Origin of the sequence: Nocardiopsis baichengensis YIM 90130 (assembly GCF_000341205.1) — a bacterium.
Classification (GTDB): Bacteria; Actinomycetota; Actinomycetes; order Streptosporangiales; family Streptosporangiaceae; genus Nocardiopsis_A; species Nocardiopsis_A halophila.
In genome coordinates, this window is sequence record NZ_ANAS01000039.1 from 75,533 (window position 1) to 90,610 (window position 15,078).

Below are 15,078 nucleotides of genomic sequence, written 5' to 3' on the forward strand. Positions count from 1 at the left end.
GTCGCCGCCCTTCCCCTGGCACCCCGGCGGCCCGGTACCCGGCCGGGGGCCGTGAGCGGGGAAGGGCCGGTGCCCCTCCCCGCCGTCAGGTGTCACCGGGGTCCCGCGGCCGCGGCCCCAGCCGCGGTCACTCTGCGGCGCCGGCCTCGGCGTCGCGCCGGCGGGCGCGCAGCGCCCGCTCGACGGTGGCGCGGCCCTCGATCAGCAGGCGGTGCAGCGCCGGCGCCGGGGACTGCGCCTCGATGTAGGCGTCCGTCCGGCGCAGGGTCTGCTCCTCGACGAGGTGCCTCGGGTAGGCGATCTCGGCGAAGGACTGCGCGAACTCCTTGGTCCACTTCTCCCAGGCCTCGTTCAGCCGCGCGAAGTACGGCTCGACATAGGGCCGGAACAGCTCGGCCTGGGAAGGCTCGGTGAAGCCCAGCAGCGTGGCCCGGAACTCGGCGTTGGCCATGTCGCCGGAGGTGATCCGGTCCCAGGCCGCGGCCTTCGCCTCAGAGGTCGGGATCGCCGCCCGGCAGCCGGCCGCGTGCCGCTGGCCGGTGGCCGTGTTGTCGGCCGCCAGCTCCGTGGTGATCTCCTCCTCGCCGGCCTTGCCGCGCGCCACCAGGCGGCGCAGCAGCGTCCAGCGCAGGTCGGTGTCGACGGTCAGCCCCTCGACCTCCAGGGCGCCGTCCAGCAGCCCCTGGAGCAGCGACAGGTGGGCGTCGGAGATCGCGGCGTCGGCGAACCCGTGCGCGTAGACCAGCTGCAGGTCGCTGCCGGGCTCGGCGGCGGTCAGCAGGTCGCGCAGCCGGTCGGCCAGCAGCTCGAACCCGGTCGGCGCCCACTCCGGGTCGGCGTAGTTCACCAGCGCCGACACGGCCTGGCGCAGCAGCATCTGCGCCACCGACACGTCGTTCACGCCGCCGATGCCCGACTCGACCAGGCGGACGTAGTCGCGGGCGGCCATCTCCGCGTCGCGGGTCATGTCCCAGGCCGCCGAGAAGCACAGCGCGCGCGGCAGCGACCCGGTGATCTCCCCGACGCCCTCCACCACGGTGCGCAGCGACCGGTCGTCCAGGCGGACCTTGGTGAACGTCAGGTCGTCGTCGTTGATGAGCACCAGGTCCGGGCGCTTCTCGCCGACCAGGCCGGGCACCTCGGTGCGGGCCCCGCTCACGTCCAGCTCCACCCGGCGGCGGCGGACGATGCCCGCGTCGGTGCGGTCGTACAGGCCGACCGCCAGGCGGTGGTCGCGCAGCGTCGGGTAGTCCTCGGCGGCCTCCTGGAGCACCGCGAAGGAGGTGAAGCGGTCCTCGTCGTCGGTGGCGAACTCCGGGCGCATGGTGTTGACCCCGGCGGTCTCCAGCCACTGCCGGGACCAGTCCGACAGGTCGCGGCCCGACGCGCGCTCCAGCTGCCGCAGCAGGTCCGAGAGCTCGGTGTTGCCGTAGGCGTGCTCCTTGAAGTACTCCCGCACCCCGGCGAAGAACGCGTCCACGCCCACGTAGGCCACCAGCTGCTTGAGCACCGAGGCGCCCTTGGCGTAGGTGATGCCGTCGAAGTTGACCTCCACCGCCTGCATGTCGGGGATGTCGGCGGCGATGGGGTGGGTGGAGGGCAGCTGGTCCTGGCGCAGCGCCCAGGCCTTCTCCACGTTGGCGAAGGTGGTCCAGGCATCGGTCCACTTGGTGGCCTCGGCCTGGCAGTGCACGCTGGAGTAGGTGGCGAAGGACTCGTTCAGCCACAGGTCGTCCCACCAGCGCATGGTGACCAGGTCGCCGAACCACATGTGCGCCATCTCGTGCAGGATCGTCTCGGCGCGCCGCTCGTAGCGGGCGTCGGTGACCCGGGAGCGGAAGACGTAGTCCTCCAGGAAGGTGACGGCGCCGGCGTTCTCCATCGCCCCGGCGTTGAACTCGGGCACGAACAGCTGGTCGTACTTGCCGAAGGGGTACCGCATCCCGAAGACGCGGTGGTAGAAGTCGAAGCCCTGCTTGGTGACCTCGAAGATGGCGTCGGCGTCCAGGTGCTCGGCCAGCGAGGCGCGGCAGAAGACGCCCAGCGGGATGCCGTCGTGGGAGTCGCGTTCCACGTGGTACGGCCCGGCGATGAGCGCGGTGATGTAGGTGGAGATCGGTTCGGTGGCCGGGAAGTGCCAGCGCACCGCGTCATCGCGTCCCTCGACCGGCGCGCGCTCGGTGTCCGGCGCGCTGTTGGAGACCACCTCGAAGTCCGCGGGAGCGGTCACCGAGAGCGTGAACCGGGCCTTCAGGTCCGGCTGGTCGAAGCAGGTGTACATCCGGTGCGCGTCGGAGGTCTCGAACTGGGTGTACAGGTAGACCTTGCCGTCGACCGGGTCGACGAACCGGTGCAGGCCCTCGCCGGTGCGCATGTAGGCCGCCTGGGCGACCACCTTCAGCTCGTTCTGCGCCTCCAGGCCCTCCAGGGCGATGCGCCCGCCGTCGAAGACGCGGGCGGGGTCCAGGGAGCGTCCGTTGAGCTCCACCGACTCCACCTCGGGCGCCACCAGGTCCACGAACGTGGACGCCCCGGGCTCGCTGCAGTCGAAGCGGATCGCCGTGGTGGACGTGAACGTCGCGTCACCGGTGGTCAGGTCGAGCTCGACGTCGTAGGAGGCGACGTCGAGGAGCCTTGCGCGCTCGCGTGCCTCGTCGCGTGTCAGATTGCCCGCCACGTACCGCTCCCTTCCCGGCCGCCGGCATCGCCGGCCGGACTCGACAAACGGCCCCCGGAGCGCGGTGCGCCTCCGGCGGCCCACGTGATTCGGTTTCCGCCGTTGATCCTGCCACTTCCCGGCCGCGTATGCGGAACCGGAATGCCGCGCGCGGTGGCGGGGTTGTGGTGCACGGGCGGCCCTGGGCCGCCCGAGCGACCCCCGCAGCGACGACGACCCTGAGACGAGGGCGAAGCGATGAGCGACACCAAGACCGTGGACTTCTGGTTCGATCCGGCGTGCCCGTGGGCCTGGCTGGCCTCGCGGTGGCTGCTGGAGGTCGAGAAGGTCCGGCCGGTCCGGGCCCGCTGGCACGTGATGAGCCTGGCGGTGCTGAACGAGGGCCGCGAGGACCTGCCCGAGCGCTACCGCGAGATGCTCACCACCGCCTGGGGGCCGGTGCGGGTCGCGACCGCGGCCGAGCAGCGCTTCGGCAACGAGGTCGTGGGCGACCTCTACACGGCGCTGGGCAACCGGTTCCATGTGCAGGGGGAGGAGCTGGGCATCGGGCCGGTGCGCGACGCCCTCAAGGAGCTCGACCTTCCGGCCGACCTGGCGGACGCCGCGGAGTCCTCCGATTACGATGAGGCCCTGCGCGCCTCCCACCAGGACGGGATCGACCGTGTCGGCCAGGAGGTCGGCACCCCGGTGATCTCCGTCGAGGGGGTGTCCTTCTTCGGCCCGGTGGTGACCCCCGCGCCCAAGGGCGAGGCGGCCGGACGGCTGTGGGACGGCGTGCTCCTGGTCGCCGGAACCGACGGCTTCTTCGAGCTGAAGCGCAGCCGCACCCGCGAGCCCGTCTTCGACTGACGACCACCCGAACCCGTACCGAGACCAGCACCGGGAGGACCGGCGATGAGCGGACCTGACGACGAGCGGCGGGTCGACCTGTCGGACTTCGACGACGGGCCACCCGTCCTTCCCGACATCACCGACGACGAGCGCGGCTCGTCGTGGGGGGAGCGGGAAGAGGACGACCTGGCGCGCCTGCTGGAGGACCGGCCTCCCCACTGGGGCTGAGCGCCCGAGCCCCGTGCCCCGGGCCGCCCGCGTTCGGGCGGCCCGGGACGTCCGTGCGGAGGGGCCGGACGGATTAACCTAACAGCGTTCTGGGAAGGTGGGCGGCATGCGATCCCTCTACATCGACGGCGCCTGGACGCCTTCCGCCTCCGACACCTCCATCGACGTCGTCAACCCGGCGACCGAGGAGGTCATCGACGCCGTGCCCGCCGGGGCCGCGGCCGACGCCGACCGCGCCGTGCGCGCGGCCCGCGCCGCCTTCCCGGCCTGGTCGGACCTGCCCGTGGCCGAGCGCCGCGCCGCCCTGGGCAAGGCCCTGGACCTGCTGCGCGGCCGGGCCGACACGATGGCGGCCACCATGGCCGCCGACGTGGGCGCGCCGCTGCGCTTCGCGGCCAAGGTGCAGATCGGCCTGCCCCTGCTGATGTTCTCCACCTTCCTGGACCTGGTCGACCAGGTGGGCGAGCGCTACTTCACCGGTGAGGAGGTGGGCAGCTCGGTGGTGGTGCGCGAGCCCTTCGGGGTGGTCGGCGCCATCACGCCGTGGAACTACCCCCTGCACCAGGTGGTGCTCAAGGTGGTCCCGGCGATGCTCGCCGGCAACACCGTGGTGCTCAAGCCCAGCGAGGTCGCCCCGCTCAGCGCCTACGACCTCGCCGAGGCGCTGCACGAGGCGGGCCTGCCGGCCGGCGTGTTCAACCTGGTCACCGGCACCGGCCCGGAGGTCGGGGAGGCCATCGCCGCGCACCCTGAGGTGGACATGGTCTCCTTCACCGGCTCCGGCCGCGCCGGCAAGCGGGTGAGCGAGGTCGCCGCCGCGACCGTGAAGAAGGTCGCCCTGGAGCTGGGCGGCAAGTCGCCCAACGTGCTCCTCGACGACGCCGACCTGCCCGCCGCCGTCAAGGCCGGCGTGGCCGACGTGATGCGCAACACCGGGCAGAGCTGCAACGCCCTGACCCGGATGCTCGTGCCCCGCGCCCGCTACGACGAGGCGGTCGCCCTGGCCGCCGAGGCCGCCGCCAAGTACGCCCCGGGCGACCCCGCCGACGCGGGGACCCGGATGGGCCCGGTCGTCTCGGCCCAGCAGCGCGAGCGGGTGCTGGAGTACATCGAGACGGGCTCGGCCGAGGGTGCGCGGCTGGTCGCCGGGGGCGCCGGGGCCCCCGAGGGCCTGGAGCGCGGCTACTACGTGCGCCCCACCGTCTTCGCCGACGTCACCAACGACATGCGCATCGCCCGGGAGGAGATCTTCGGCCCCGTCCTGGTCGTCATCGGCTACGACGACGAGGAGGAGGCCGTGCGCATCGCCAACGACACCGAGTACGGGCTGGCGGCCGGGGTGTGGTCCGGCGACGCCGACCGCGCCATGCGGGTGGCCCGCCGGCTGCGCGCCGGGCAGGTCCAGGTCAACGGCGGCGGGGTGAACCCGCTCGCCCCGTTCGGCGGCTACAAGCAGTCCGGTGTGGGCCGGGAGTGGGGCCTGCACGGCCTGGACGAGTTCTGCGAGGTCAAGGCCATCCAGCGGTGACGGGTGGGGCCGGACGGGGCACCTGGGGCGGCCGCATAGGATGATCGGTGGCGTTTTGTCCCGGTTCCCCAGTCGAGGTGTGACGTGAGCAGCAAGCCCGAAGTGTCCAAGGCCGGTCCGCTGAGCAAGGACGTCAAGGCCATGGTCGTCACGAACGTGGTGGCGATCCTGTCCATGGCCCTGTTCGCGGCCCTGGGCCTGGGCGTCGCCTACGCCGCCAACGGCACCCTGGTGTTCTGAGGCGGGCCGACGCGGCCTGCAGCGGCCCGCTCCGCCCCGGTGCGTCCGGGGAGGGGCGGGCCGCGGCGTTCCTGCGCCGCTGACCTGCCACACTAGGGGCGTGCGAGTTTATCTTGGTTCCGATCACGCGGGTTACGAGCTGAAAGAGCACCTGGTCGCCTGGCTCAAGGAGCACGGCCACGAGGTCGCCGACGCCGGTCCCGCCGTCTACGACGCCGTCGACGACTACCCGCCCTTCGTGCTGCGCGCCGCCGAGGGCGTGGCCTCCGACCCGGGCTCCCTGGGGATCGTCATCGGCGGCTCCGGCAACGGCGAGCAGATCGCCGCGAACAAGGTGAAGGGCGTGCGCGCGGCGCTGGCCTGGAGCGAGGAGACGGCGGTGCTGGGGCGCGAGCACAACGACGCCAACGTGGTCGCGATCGGTGCGCGCATGCACAGCCTGGAGGAGGCCACCCGCCTGGTGGAGCGCTTCCTGGAGACGCCCTACAGCGGGCAGGAGCGGCACACCCGCCGCATCGACATGCTAAGCCGCTACGAGGAGACCGGCGAGCTGCCGCCGCTTCCGTAGCGTCCCCGTAGCGCCGCCGCGGCGCCCCTTCAGGGGGGCGCCCCTTCACGGGGCCTCATCACGGCACCGGGGCCGGCCTCCGTCGGCGATCGGCGGGCCCGCTGCGCTGCCGGGGAGCGGACCCGCCGGGCGGGACGTCCCCGGAAATCGGCCGGGGCGACGTCCTGCAGCGACGGTAATACGGTTGGCGGCCGCTGAAAAGCGCCGAGAGCGTCACACCTTTCGGAACGCCGCCCCGTTCGGCCGGACGGCGGTGGCCGGTCCGCAGGCGGAACCGGCCACCGTGCTCGGGGTGAGGCCCTCGGCCCGCGCGGTTCCGGGCGCGGCCTAGAAGATCACCGAGCAGAACGGCTCGTGGTCGATCGTCAGGGCCACGTCCAGCCTCGCGGCCGCCCCAGGGGTCCGCTCCTCGGCCATGCCGGCCGCGACGTAGGAGGCGAGCCTGGTCGAGCCGAGGTAGGCCGCTCCCAGCGGGGCCACGTCCACCACCAGGTCCGGCTCGGTCCCCGCATCCCCCTGCACACGGGTGAACGACGCCGTCCCCGCGCCGTCGGCGTGCAGGCGCCACCGGCCCGCGTTCCAGGGGCAGTCGCGGTCGGCCACCTCCAGCACCGTGTCCACGGCCGCCGCATAGGAGCGCTCCTCCATCGCCCGCGGCAGGTCGACCAGGCGGATCCACAGCGGCTCGCCGACCGTCGCGCGCATGTGGTTCCGGTCGGTGAGCAGGTGGAACAGCGGCGTGTCCTCGGGGAGCATGGGAACTTCGAGGTCCCGGATCAGGTCCCGCCCGAGCAGGTGCTCCCACAGCAGCGCCTCGGCGGCCGGGGTCACGGCGAAGAACTGCGTGACCTGCATGCGCCCGGTGGGCATCTCGAAGTCGTCCCAGCCCGGCCGGGCGCGGTGCACCGCGTACCCCAGCGGCCCGGAGGGGCCCTCGGCCACCACGCACATCTTGGCGCCGTACCCCTCGCGCCCGCCCGGCTCGTCCCGCAGCAGCAGGTCCCACCAGGCCCCGCTGCGCTGGAACTCCCCGACGCGCCGCGCGGCCGCCCGGCCGTGCACGCGCTCCATCTCCTTGCGCATCTCGGGCAGCGTCCCCAGGCGCAGCGACAGCGCCGGGTCGCGCGGCACGTCCGGGCGCAGCGCCGCCTCCCGCGCCGGCGGGGTCGCACTGATCGCCCGGCTGGCCGGGCCGTACCCGAAGCGGCCGTAGATCGCGCCCTCGGAGGCGAACAGCGCGGCCACGCTCTCACCGGCCGCGTGGACGTCGGCCAGCTGGCGGCGCATCAGCGCGGTCAGCACGCCCCTGCGCCGGTGGGTGGGCCACACGCCCACGGCCGAGACCCCGGCGACGGGGCGCGGGCCGCCCGGCAGCGTCATGGTGAAGGGGTGCACCACGGTGGTGCCCACCATGAGGTCCCCGTCGAAGGCCGCCAGCGTGCGCCCCAGCTCGGTGACCGGGCGGCGGAACCCCTCGTCGGCGGGGTCGCGGGTGGCGAGCAGCGCCGTCCCGCACACGCGGGCGAAGTCGGTGAACTCGTCGGACTCGATGGGCCGGACCGACCAGTGCGGGCGGCCGGGATCTGCATACTCTGCCATGACCGGTTCCTACCGCCCGCGCCCCGCCGGAGGCGAATGTTTTTCCGTCGAATCGGGTGTGAGATCGCCGGATGCCTGACGCGCGCCCGCTCGTCCGGCCATACTTGACCATGAGGAGTTCTGCGCGATTTCCGGGCCGCACGCAGGCGCGATATCGGATGGTCCCTTTTGGGGACCGCTGCCGGATTTGCCGACGGGGCGGCGTGCTCGACCGGTTTTCCCGCGCTAAGGTGCGGGAACGATGAACTCCACGCCTGCCGCGAAGATCAGCCGCCGCCTCCGCTCCCTCTGGCAGCGCGCGGCCGCCTTTCTCCGGCGCAAAGTGCTCTTCCGCTACCGGCTGGTGCTCATCACCCTGGTCCTGCTCGCGGTGGGGATCTGCGCCGGGGCCGTATGGGGCCCACCCGGCTGGTTCCCGCCCAGCGCCGTCATCCTCACCGTGCTCGCCGGCGGACTCCTGCTCAAGCGCAAGAGCCTGGCATTCCTGCTCGGGGTGGTGGCCGCCGCGCTGCTGGCGACCGCCCTGGCCCTGGACTTCGGCCAGGTCGGCCCCGGCCTGGCCGTCACCATCGGTGTCGCCGGGGTGCTGGCCTACCTGCTGTCGGGGGTGCGCGAGCGGCTGGGCGTGCAGGGCTTCGGCGGCGAGAAGATGCTGCTGGAGCTGCGCGACCGGCTGCGCGCCCAGGGCCGCCTGCCCGACCTGCCCTCGGGCTGGGGCGCCGGCGCGGTGCTGCGCCAGGCCGGGGGGTCCTCCTTCGGCGGCGACTTCCTCCTCTCCCGGCAGCAGGACCGGCGCCTGGACCTGGCCCTGGTGGACGTCTCGGGCAAGGGCGTGGACGCCGGGACCCGGGCCCTGCTGCTCTCCGGCGCCTTCAGCGGCATGCTCAGCGCCGTGCCCACCGAGGAGTTCCTCGCCTACTGCAACGACCACCTGGTCCGCACGGCCGAGGGTGAGGGATTCGTCACGGCGGTGCACCTGAGCATCGACCTGGAAACCGGCGACTACCTCATCACTTCGGCCGGACACCCCCCGGCGGTCCAGTTCGACAACGGCGCCGGACAGTGGTCGACTACCGATGCCAAGGGCGTCGTGCTCGGGGTCATCCCCGAGATGACCTACACGCCGGCGGAGGGCCGCCTGCGCCCCGGCGACGCGATCATGCTCTACACCGACGGGCTGATCGAGACCCCCGGCGAGGACCTCGACGCGGGCGTCGACCGGCTTCTCGGCGCGGCCGACCAGATGGTGGCCCAAGGGTCCCGGCAGGGCTTCCGCAAGGGCATCGAGCGCATCGTGGACACCCTCGGCAAGGGCGGCAACGACGACACGGCGCTCGTGGTCATCTGGCGTTCCTGATGCCTTCCCCGAGTGGGCCCCCGGGCGGGGGTACCGTCGCACGGTGCCCGCCGCGGGCCCGCGCGCGCCCGGGGCACGCGCGCCGCAACGGACGAGGGAGCAAGGGGGGTGCTCGGGATGTCCGAAGAGGACAACGGCGAAGAGCTCATCCGGTTGATCGAGGAGAACGACCTCACCGGGATCCGCCTATGGCTGGCCGGCCACGCCCCCTATGAGATCGCCGACGAGCTGGAACGCATGGACAGCCACCGTGCGATCGTGCCCTTCCGGCTCCTGGACAAGGACCGCGAGCTGGAGGTCTTCGAGGAGCTCGACCCCGTCCACCAGCAGGAGATCCTGGTCGGCCTGCGCGATGCGGCCTTCCACGACCTGCTGGAGGAGATGGACCCCGACGACCGCGCACGGCTGATCGGGGAGGCCCCCGCCAAGATCGCCACCCGGGCCCTGGCCGGGCTCAGCCCCGCCGAGCGCAAGATGACCGCCGCGCTGCTCGGCTACCCCGAGGGCTCGGTCGGCCGGTACATGACCCCGGAGACGGTGATCCTGCACCGCGACCTGACGGTGGGGCGCGCCCTGGAGGTCGTGCGGGCCAAGAGCGCCGACGCCGAGACGGTCTACACCCTGCCGGTGGTCGCCGACGGCCGCCGGTTCGACGGCACCGTGCAGCTGGCCGACCTGGTGCGCGCCGACGACGAGGCCGAGCTCAAGGACGTGGTGGACGTCCTGGTGCCGCGGGTGCGCGCCGCCGAGCCGGCCGAGGACGCCGCCCGCCTGATGCAGGAGGCCAACCTGGTCGCCCTGCCGGTGGTCGACTCCGAGGACCGCTTCGTCGGGCTGCTCACCTTCGACGACGCCCTGGAGCTGATCGAGGCCGCCGACTCCGAGGACATCGCCCGCCAGTCCGGCGCCAGCCCGGTGGCCGGGCACTACGTGGCCGCCGGCGTGGTGCGCCTGGCCCGCGCCCGGGCCACCTGGCTGCTGCTCCTCATCGTCGCCGCCACCCTGACCGTCAACGTCATGCAGGCCTACGAGGCGACGCTGGAGGAGGTCACCGCGCTGGCCCTGTTCGTGCCGATGCTCACCGGCACCGGCGGGAACGTGGGCTCGCAGTCGGCCACCGCCATCGTGCGCGCCCTGGCCGTGGGCGAGGTGCGGGTGCGCGACCTGCCCCGGGTGGCCTGGAAGGAGGCCCGGGTCGGCCTGCTGCTGGGGCTGATGCTGGCCTGCGTCGCGCTGGTGATCGGCTCGGCCCTGGTGGGACCGCTGGTCGCCGGGGTGGTGGGGCTGTCGGTGATCTCCATCTGCGTCTGGGCCGCGGCGATCGGCAGCTGCATGCCGCTGCTGGCCCGCCGCGTCGGGGTGGACCCGGCGGTGGTCTCCGCGCCGCTGGTGGCCACCCTGGTCGACGCCACCGGCCTGCTCATCTACTTCAACATCGCCCGGCTGGTGCTGCACATCTGACCCGGCCCCCGGGGCGCGCCCGTCGGCCCCGCTGTGCGCCCGTCCGGTGGCCGTGCCGTACCCGGTCCCCGCTCCGAGCGGGCATGATCGGTCGCGGCCGTGGGTATCGCCTACGGAGAGAGATTGGCCGGACGCGCCGAAGGGGGACGGAATGTCCGGAATCGGGGACGCTTTCGACAAGGCCAAGAGGGCCGCCGCGGACCACGGCGAGAAGCTCGCCGACGGGGTGGACAAGGCGGTCGGATTCGCCAAGGAGAAGACCGGCGGCGCGCACGACGACACGATCGACAAGGCCGGCGGTGCGGCGACCGAGTACCTCCGCAAGCAGGCGGCCAAGGAGCGCGGCGAGGACGGCGGCGCAGACGGGAAGGGATAGCCGCCCGCGCCGGCGCGCGCAGACGTGAGGAGGTGCGGCGCCCGGGGAAGGCCCCGGGCGTCGCACCGCGCTCATGGGCGGGCCCGGGCGCTCCAGCGGCCGCCGCGCCGCTCGATCCCGATCGGGTGGTCGAAGCACTCCGAGACGTGCTTCGAGGTCAGCACGGAGTCCGCGGGTCCGTGGGCCACCGCCCGCCCGGCCCGCAGCAGCAGCGCGTGGGTGGTGGTCGCCGGCAGCTCCTCCAGGTGGTGGGTGACCATCACCGTGGCCATGTGCGGGCGCGCGGCGCGCAGCCGGTCCACCGCCGCCAGCAGCCCCTCGCGCGCGGCCACGTCCAGCCCGGTGGCCGGCTCGTCCATGAGCAGCAGGTCGGGCTCGGCCATCAGCGCGCGGGCGATCAGCACCCGGCCGCGCTCGCCCTGGGACAGCGTGGTCCACGGGTCGTCCGCCCGGGCCGCGGCGCCGAGCAGGTCCAGAAGCTCTTCGGCGCGCGCCCGCTGTGCGGGGGAGGGCTCCCAGCGGGGCGGGACCTCGATGCTCCCGGTCGCCCCGGTGAGCACCACCCGGCGGGCCGGCAGTGCCGACCGCAGGTCGTGGCGGGGGTCGACGTGGCCGATCCGGGCCCGCAGCGCGCGCACGTCCACCCGCCCCAGCAGGTGGCCGAGCACGCGCACCGTGCCGCGGGTGGGGTGGGCGCGGGCCCCGAGCAGGTGGAGCAGGGTGGTCTTGCCCGCGCCGTTGGGGCCCAGCAGCGCCCAGTGCTCGCCGGGGCGCACCACCAGGTCCACCTGGTCGAGCAGGGGCTTGCCGGAGCGGACCAGGTCCACCCGGTCGGCCTCGATCACGTTCGGGGCGCGGTCGTCGGCGGCCACGCGCTCACCGCCCTCCGTCGGTACGGGTCGGTTCCTCCTCGGCGCCGGGCCCGGCGCCGGATCACCCTACCGCCGGGGGCGCCCCGGGCCTGCGGTCGCGGGGCCGGGGCGGCGCTTCCCCGGCCGACGGGGCCGCGGGGCCGCGTTCTTCGCGGTCGGCCCGCACGTCTACCGTGGTAAGCGGCAATGGGCACATCGCGCCGCACAGGGCGCGGAAGGGGCGCGAGAAGGTGGGAGCGGATCCAGCGGACCAGCCGTGCAAGCTCGTCGTCTGCCGGGGGTGCTGCTGCGGGACCAAGAAGAAGGTCCCCGGAGTGGACCACAAGGGGCAGCTGAAGCGGCTCGGCGGGATCGAGGACCATGAAGGGCGGTCCGTGCCCGTCCGCGTGAGCAAGTGCCTCGGCATCTGCTTCAAGGCCAACGTGGTGGTGGTCCAGCCCTCCTCCAAGGGGCGTGCGTCCGGCGGGCGGCCGGTGTGGCTGGGCGACTTCACCGAGGACGGGCTGCTGGACGAGCTCGACGACTGGATCTTCGAGGGCGGCCCCGGGGTGGTGCCGGTGCCCGACCCCCTCCGCCCCCACCTCACGTCCAAGGACGCGAAGAAGCCCAAGAAGAAGGACCTCAAGAAGCGGCGCAAGAAGGAGCGCAAGCGGGCCGAGAAGGAGAAGGCGTCCGCGGCTCCGGAAGGCGCCGGGGACGGGGCCCCCGAGCGCGGCTCCGGCAAGGGCGAGAAGAAAAAGAAGAAGAAAAAGAAGAAGTGAGGTGGGCCCCCGCGCCACCCCACTCCTGCTCCTGTCCGCCCTCCGCCGTTCCGGGCGCCCGCCCCGACAGCGGGGGCGGGCGCCCGGCCGCAGGTCGGCCGGGGGTCAGGCGGAGGCGCCGGCCTTCTCCGGCTCCCCGGGGTCGCCGGGCCGCTCCGCGGGGCCCTCTCCGCCGGGACCGCCGCCGTCTCCGGGCTCCTCGGCGGCGCCCACGGTGGTCGCCAGCGGGCGCTCCTTGATGAAGAGCGAGAGCACGAACCCGACCAGCACGATCGGCACCCCGTACAGGAACACGGGCGGAAGCGCGCCGGCGAAGGCGTGCACCACGACCTCGCGCACCTCGGGCGGCAGGGCCTGCAGCATGTCCGGGGTCAGTGAGCTGATCCCGGCCTCGCCGCCCTCCACCTGCAGCCCGCCGCCGGGCAGGTCGGCCACCCGCTCGTTGAGCCGTCCGACGAAGATCGACCCGAACACCGCGATGCCGAACGACGCCCCGATCTGCCGGAAGTAGTTGTTCGCCGAGGTGGCCGTGCCCAGGTGCCGTGCCGGGGCCGAGTTCTGCACGATCAGCACCAGGTTCTGCATCACCGTGCCCACGCCCAGGCCCAGCACCAGCATCCCGGTGGCGTTGTACAGGTAGCTCGTGCCGGCGTCCATCCGGGACAGCAGCACCAGACCGGCCATGATCACCAGGGTGCCCAGGATCGGGAAGACCTTGTAGCGCCCGGTGGAGGAGATCAGCCGCCCGGTGGTGATGGTCGCGGTCAGCATGCCCGCCACCATGGGGACCATCCGCAGCCCGGACTCGGTGGCCGAGGCGCCGTTGACCATCTGCAGGAACGTCGGCAGGTAGGAGACCGTGGAGAACATCGCGATGCCGACGGTGACGCCGATGAGCGCGGTGAGCACGAAGTCGCGGTTGCGGAACAGCGAGAGCGGGATGATCGGCTCGCTCGCCCGGTGCTCGGCCAGCACGAACAGCGCCGCGCTGACCACCGCGCCGGCGCCCAGGCCGATGATCACCGGGCTGTTCCAGTCGTACTCGCCCCTGCCCCAGCTGGTGAACAGCACCACGCACACGCTGGCCGCCGCAAGCAGCAGCGTGCCCAGGTAGTCCAGGCGCGGCCGCGGGCCGGTCGGCGTGGGCAGGTGCAGCACGGCGGCGGCGACCGCCAGCGCCGCGGCGCCCAGCGGCAGGTTGATGTAGAAGATCCAGCGCCAGTCGAGGTGGTCGGTGAAGAACCCGCCCAGCAGCGGGCCGGCCACCGAGGCCAGCCCGAACACGCCGCCCATCAGGCCCATGTAGCGGCCGCGCTCGCGGGCGGGCACCACGTCGGCGATGATCGCCTGGGCGGTGATCATCAGACCGCCGCCGCCGATGCCCTGTAGCGCGCGGAAGGCGATGAGCTGCGGCATGTTCTGGGCGATGCCGCACAGCACCGAGCCGACCAGGAACATGCCGATGGCGAAGATGAAGACGTTCTTGCGCCCGAACAGGTCGCCGGCCTTGCCGTAGATCGGCATGCCCACCGTGGCGGCGAGCATGTAGGCGGTGACCACCCAGGACAGGTGCTTAAGGCCGTTGAGCTCGCCGACGATGGTCGGCAGGGCCGTGGAGACGATGGTCTGGTCGAGCGCGCCGAGCAGCATCGTCAGCATGACGCTGAAGAAGATCCAGCCGATGTGCGGCCTCTTCTTCTCCTTTGCGCCGCTGCCGCCGCTCGGCGGAGCCGAGGGGTCCTCGGTGCCGGTGGTCGTCATGGGATGGGTCTCGCTTCCCCGTGGGATGGGTGGGCGCCCGCGCGGGGCGGGCGCCGCGTCGATTCGATGGGGCGGGGGGTGTGGGGCCGGGGCCCGGGGCGGGGCCGCCGGGAGGACGGGAGGCGGGTGCGGTCCGGGCTCAGGGGCCCTGGCCCGGGAGCAGGAAGAACCCCCGCAGGGCCTGGAAGGTCTCGTCCATGACCCGCTCCAGGTCCTTCAGGTAGGCCTCGGCGGTCCGGGCGTCCTGGCAGGGGCCGTGCCCGGACTCCTTGAAGCGGTGCAGGGTGAACCGCATCAGGGTGGAGGCCAGGTGCGCACCGAGCTGGGGGCGGATCGCGTCGTCCTCCTCGCCCAGTCGCGCCGCGATGTCGGCGGCGATCTGCTGCTCGGTCTCGGCGAACCGCGCCATGGCGCGCGGCATCAGCGACGGCTCCTTCTGCACGAGCCGCTTGCGCAGGAGCATGTCCTCGAACGCCGAACGGTGCTCCTCCGGGTCGTCGCGGACGAAGGTGAGCAGGTAGGCCTTCAGGTCCTCGACGGGGTCCCCCGTAGGGCCGCCGGCGATGAACTCGGCGCGGCCCTCGTCGGTGGCGGCCAGTGGGCCCTCGCCCACCAGGGCGTCGTCCTTGGAGGCGTAGTAGTTGAAGAAGGTCCGGGAGGACACGTCCGCGGCGGCGGCGATGTCGTCGACGGTGACCGCGTCCAGGCCGTTCTCCAGCACCAGCCGGACCGCCTCGCGGTGCAGGCGGCGGTGGGTCTCGCGCTTCTTGCGCTCGCGCAGTCCCATGGCGCCCCCTCGGTGTCGGTCCGTCCTCGCCA

14 protein-coding genes are annotated in these 15,078 nt (G+C 73.2%); 9 read left to right on the forward strand and 5 right to left on the reverse strand.

Translation table 11 applies throughout. The annotated features are described in order from the left end of the window. Positions 1–127: 127 nt before the first annotated feature. On the reverse strand, positions 128–2,677 hold the full coding sequence (gene pepN / locus C892_RS0126070) for an aminopeptidase N (protein ID WP_017559621.1): 2,550 nt from the start codon (positions 2,675–2,677) through the stop codon (positions 128–130). A 237-nt stretch (positions 2,678–2,914) separates the two neighbouring features. On the opposite strand from pepN, the gene C892_RS0126075 reads away from it, so the two are divergent. From C892_RS0126075 to C892_RS0126095, 5 genes are all read left to right on the forward strand, one after another. Continuing rightward, positions 2,915–3,526 (forward strand): mycothiol-dependent nitroreductase Rv2466c family protein, encoded by a 612-nt coding sequence (locus C892_RS0126075; RefSeq protein ID WP_017541484.1) that lies wholly within the window; start codon positions 2,915–2,917, stop codon positions 3,524–3,526. Between the two features lie 45 nt (positions 3,527–3,571). Then, on the forward strand, positions 3,572–3,736 hold the full coding sequence (locus C892_RS31935; RefSeq protein WP_017541485.1) for a hypothetical protein: 165 nt from the start codon (positions 3,572–3,574) through the stop codon (positions 3,734–3,736). Positions 3,737–3,842: 106 nt separating this feature from the next. Next, positions 3,843–5,264 carry an aldehyde dehydrogenase family protein gene (locus C892_RS0126085; RefSeq protein ID WP_017559622.1) on the forward strand — a complete coding sequence of 474 codons (1,422 nt, stop codon included), beginning with the start codon at positions 3,843–3,845 and terminating at the stop codon, positions 5,262–5,264. 84 nt (positions 5,265–5,348) lie between these two features. Beyond that, positions 5,349–5,504, forward strand: coding sequence for a hypothetical protein (locus tag C892_RS31940; RefSeq protein ID WP_017559623.1), 156 nt, complete (start codon positions 5,349–5,351; stop codon positions 5,502–5,504). A gap of 100 nt (positions 5,505–5,604) precedes the next feature. After that, positions 5,605–6,072, forward strand: coding sequence for a ribose-5-phosphate isomerase (locus C892_RS0126095; protein WP_017559624.1), 468 nt, complete (start codon positions 5,605–5,607; stop codon positions 6,070–6,072). 327 nt (positions 6,073–6,399) lie between these two features. On the opposite strand, the gene C892_RS0126100 is transcribed toward C892_RS0126095, so the two are convergent. Continuing rightward, entirely contained in the window at positions 6,400–7,671 is a 1,272-nt protein-coding gene (locus C892_RS0126100) for a GNAT family N-acetyltransferase (RefSeq protein ID WP_017559625.1), read from the reverse strand. Positions 7,672–7,912: 241 nt separating this feature from the next. On the opposite strand from C892_RS0126100, the gene C892_RS0126105 reads away from it, so the two are divergent. From C892_RS0126105 to C892_RS0126115, 3 genes are all read left to right on the forward strand, one after another. Then, positions 7,913–9,028 (forward strand): PP2C family protein-serine/threonine phosphatase, encoded by a 1,116-nt coding sequence (locus tag C892_RS0126105; protein WP_017541490.1) that lies wholly within the window; start codon positions 7,913–7,915, stop codon positions 9,026–9,028. A 117-nt stretch (positions 9,029–9,145) separates the two neighbouring features. Continuing rightward, entirely contained in the window at positions 9,146–10,489 is a 1,344-nt protein-coding gene (mgtE, locus tag C892_RS0126110) for a magnesium transporter (protein ID WP_026124648.1), read from the forward strand. Between the two features lie 151 nt (positions 10,490–10,640). Next, a complete protein-coding gene (locus C892_RS0126115; RefSeq protein WP_017559627.1) occupies positions 10,641–10,865 on the forward strand; it encodes an antitoxin in 225 nt (74 codons plus the stop codon). A gap of 71 nt (positions 10,866–10,936) precedes the next feature. On the opposite strand, the gene C892_RS0126120 is transcribed toward C892_RS0126115, so the two are convergent. Continuing rightward, positions 10,937–11,737 carry an ABC transporter ATP-binding protein gene (locus C892_RS0126120; protein ID WP_017559628.1) on the reverse strand — a complete coding sequence of 267 codons (801 nt, stop codon included), beginning with the start codon at positions 11,735–11,737 and terminating at the stop codon, positions 10,937–10,939. 314 nt (positions 11,738–12,051) lie between these two features. Here C892_RS0126120 and C892_RS0126125 point away from each other — a divergent pair, with 314 nt between their 5' ends. Next, positions 12,052–12,498 carry a hypothetical protein gene (locus C892_RS0126125; RefSeq protein WP_017559629.1) on the forward strand — a complete coding sequence of 149 codons (447 nt, stop codon included), beginning with the start codon at positions 12,052–12,054 and terminating at the stop codon, positions 12,496–12,498. 105 nt (positions 12,499–12,603) lie between these two features. Here C892_RS0126125 and C892_RS29630 read toward each other — a convergent pair whose 3' ends face one another. Both C892_RS29630 and C892_RS0126135 read right to left on the reverse strand, forming a co-directional pair. Beyond that, on the reverse strand, positions 12,604–14,259 hold the full coding sequence (locus C892_RS29630) for a DHA2 family efflux MFS transporter permease subunit (protein ID WP_051060609.1): 1,656 nt from the start codon (positions 14,257–14,259) through the stop codon (positions 12,604–12,606). A 139-nt stretch (positions 14,260–14,398) separates the two neighbouring features. Next, the gene (locus C892_RS0126135; protein WP_017559630.1) at positions 14,399–15,046 is read right to left on the reverse strand and encodes a TetR/AcrR family transcriptional regulator; all 648 of its coding nucleotides are present in this window, start codon (positions 15,044–15,046) and stop codon (positions 14,399–14,401) included. Positions 15,047–15,078: the final 32 nt, after the last annotated feature.

Bases quoted from the DNA above. Each gene is read 5' to 3' on its own strand.
- C892_RS0126085 (WP_017559622.1), top strand. From the start codon at position 3,843: ATGCGATCCCTCTACATCGACGGCGCCTGGACGCCTTCCGCCTCCGAC.
- C892_RS0126135 (WP_017559630.1), bottom strand. From the start codon at position 15,046: ATGGGACTGCGCGAGCGCAAGAAGCGCGAGACCCACCGCCGCCTGCAC.
- C892_RS29630 (WP_051060609.1), bottom strand. From the start codon at position 14,259: ATGACGACCACCGGCACCGAGGACCCCTCGGCTCCGCCGAGCGGCGGC.
- C892_RS0126075 (WP_017541484.1), top strand. From the start codon at position 2,915: ATGAGCGACACCAAGACCGTGGACTTCTGGTTCGATCCGGCGTGCCCG.
- C892_RS0126105 (WP_017541490.1), top strand. From the start codon at position 7,913: ATGAACTCCACGCCTGCCGCGAAGATCAGCCGCCGCCTCCGCTCCCTC.
- C892_RS0126100 (WP_017559625.1), bottom strand. From the start codon at position 7,671: ATGGCAGAGTATGCAGATCCCGGCCGCCCGCACTGGTCGGTCCGGCCC.
- C892_RS0126115 (WP_017559627.1), top strand. From the start codon at position 10,641: ATGTCCGGAATCGGGGACGCTTTCGACAAGGCCAAGAGGGCCGCCGCG.
- C892_RS31935 (WP_017541485.1), top strand. From the start codon at position 3,572: ATGAGCGGACCTGACGACGAGCGGCGGGTCGACCTGTCGGACTTCGAC.
- mgtE (WP_026124648.1), top strand. From the start codon at position 9,146: ATGTCCGAAGAGGACAACGGCGAAGAGCTCATCCGGTTGATCGAGGAG.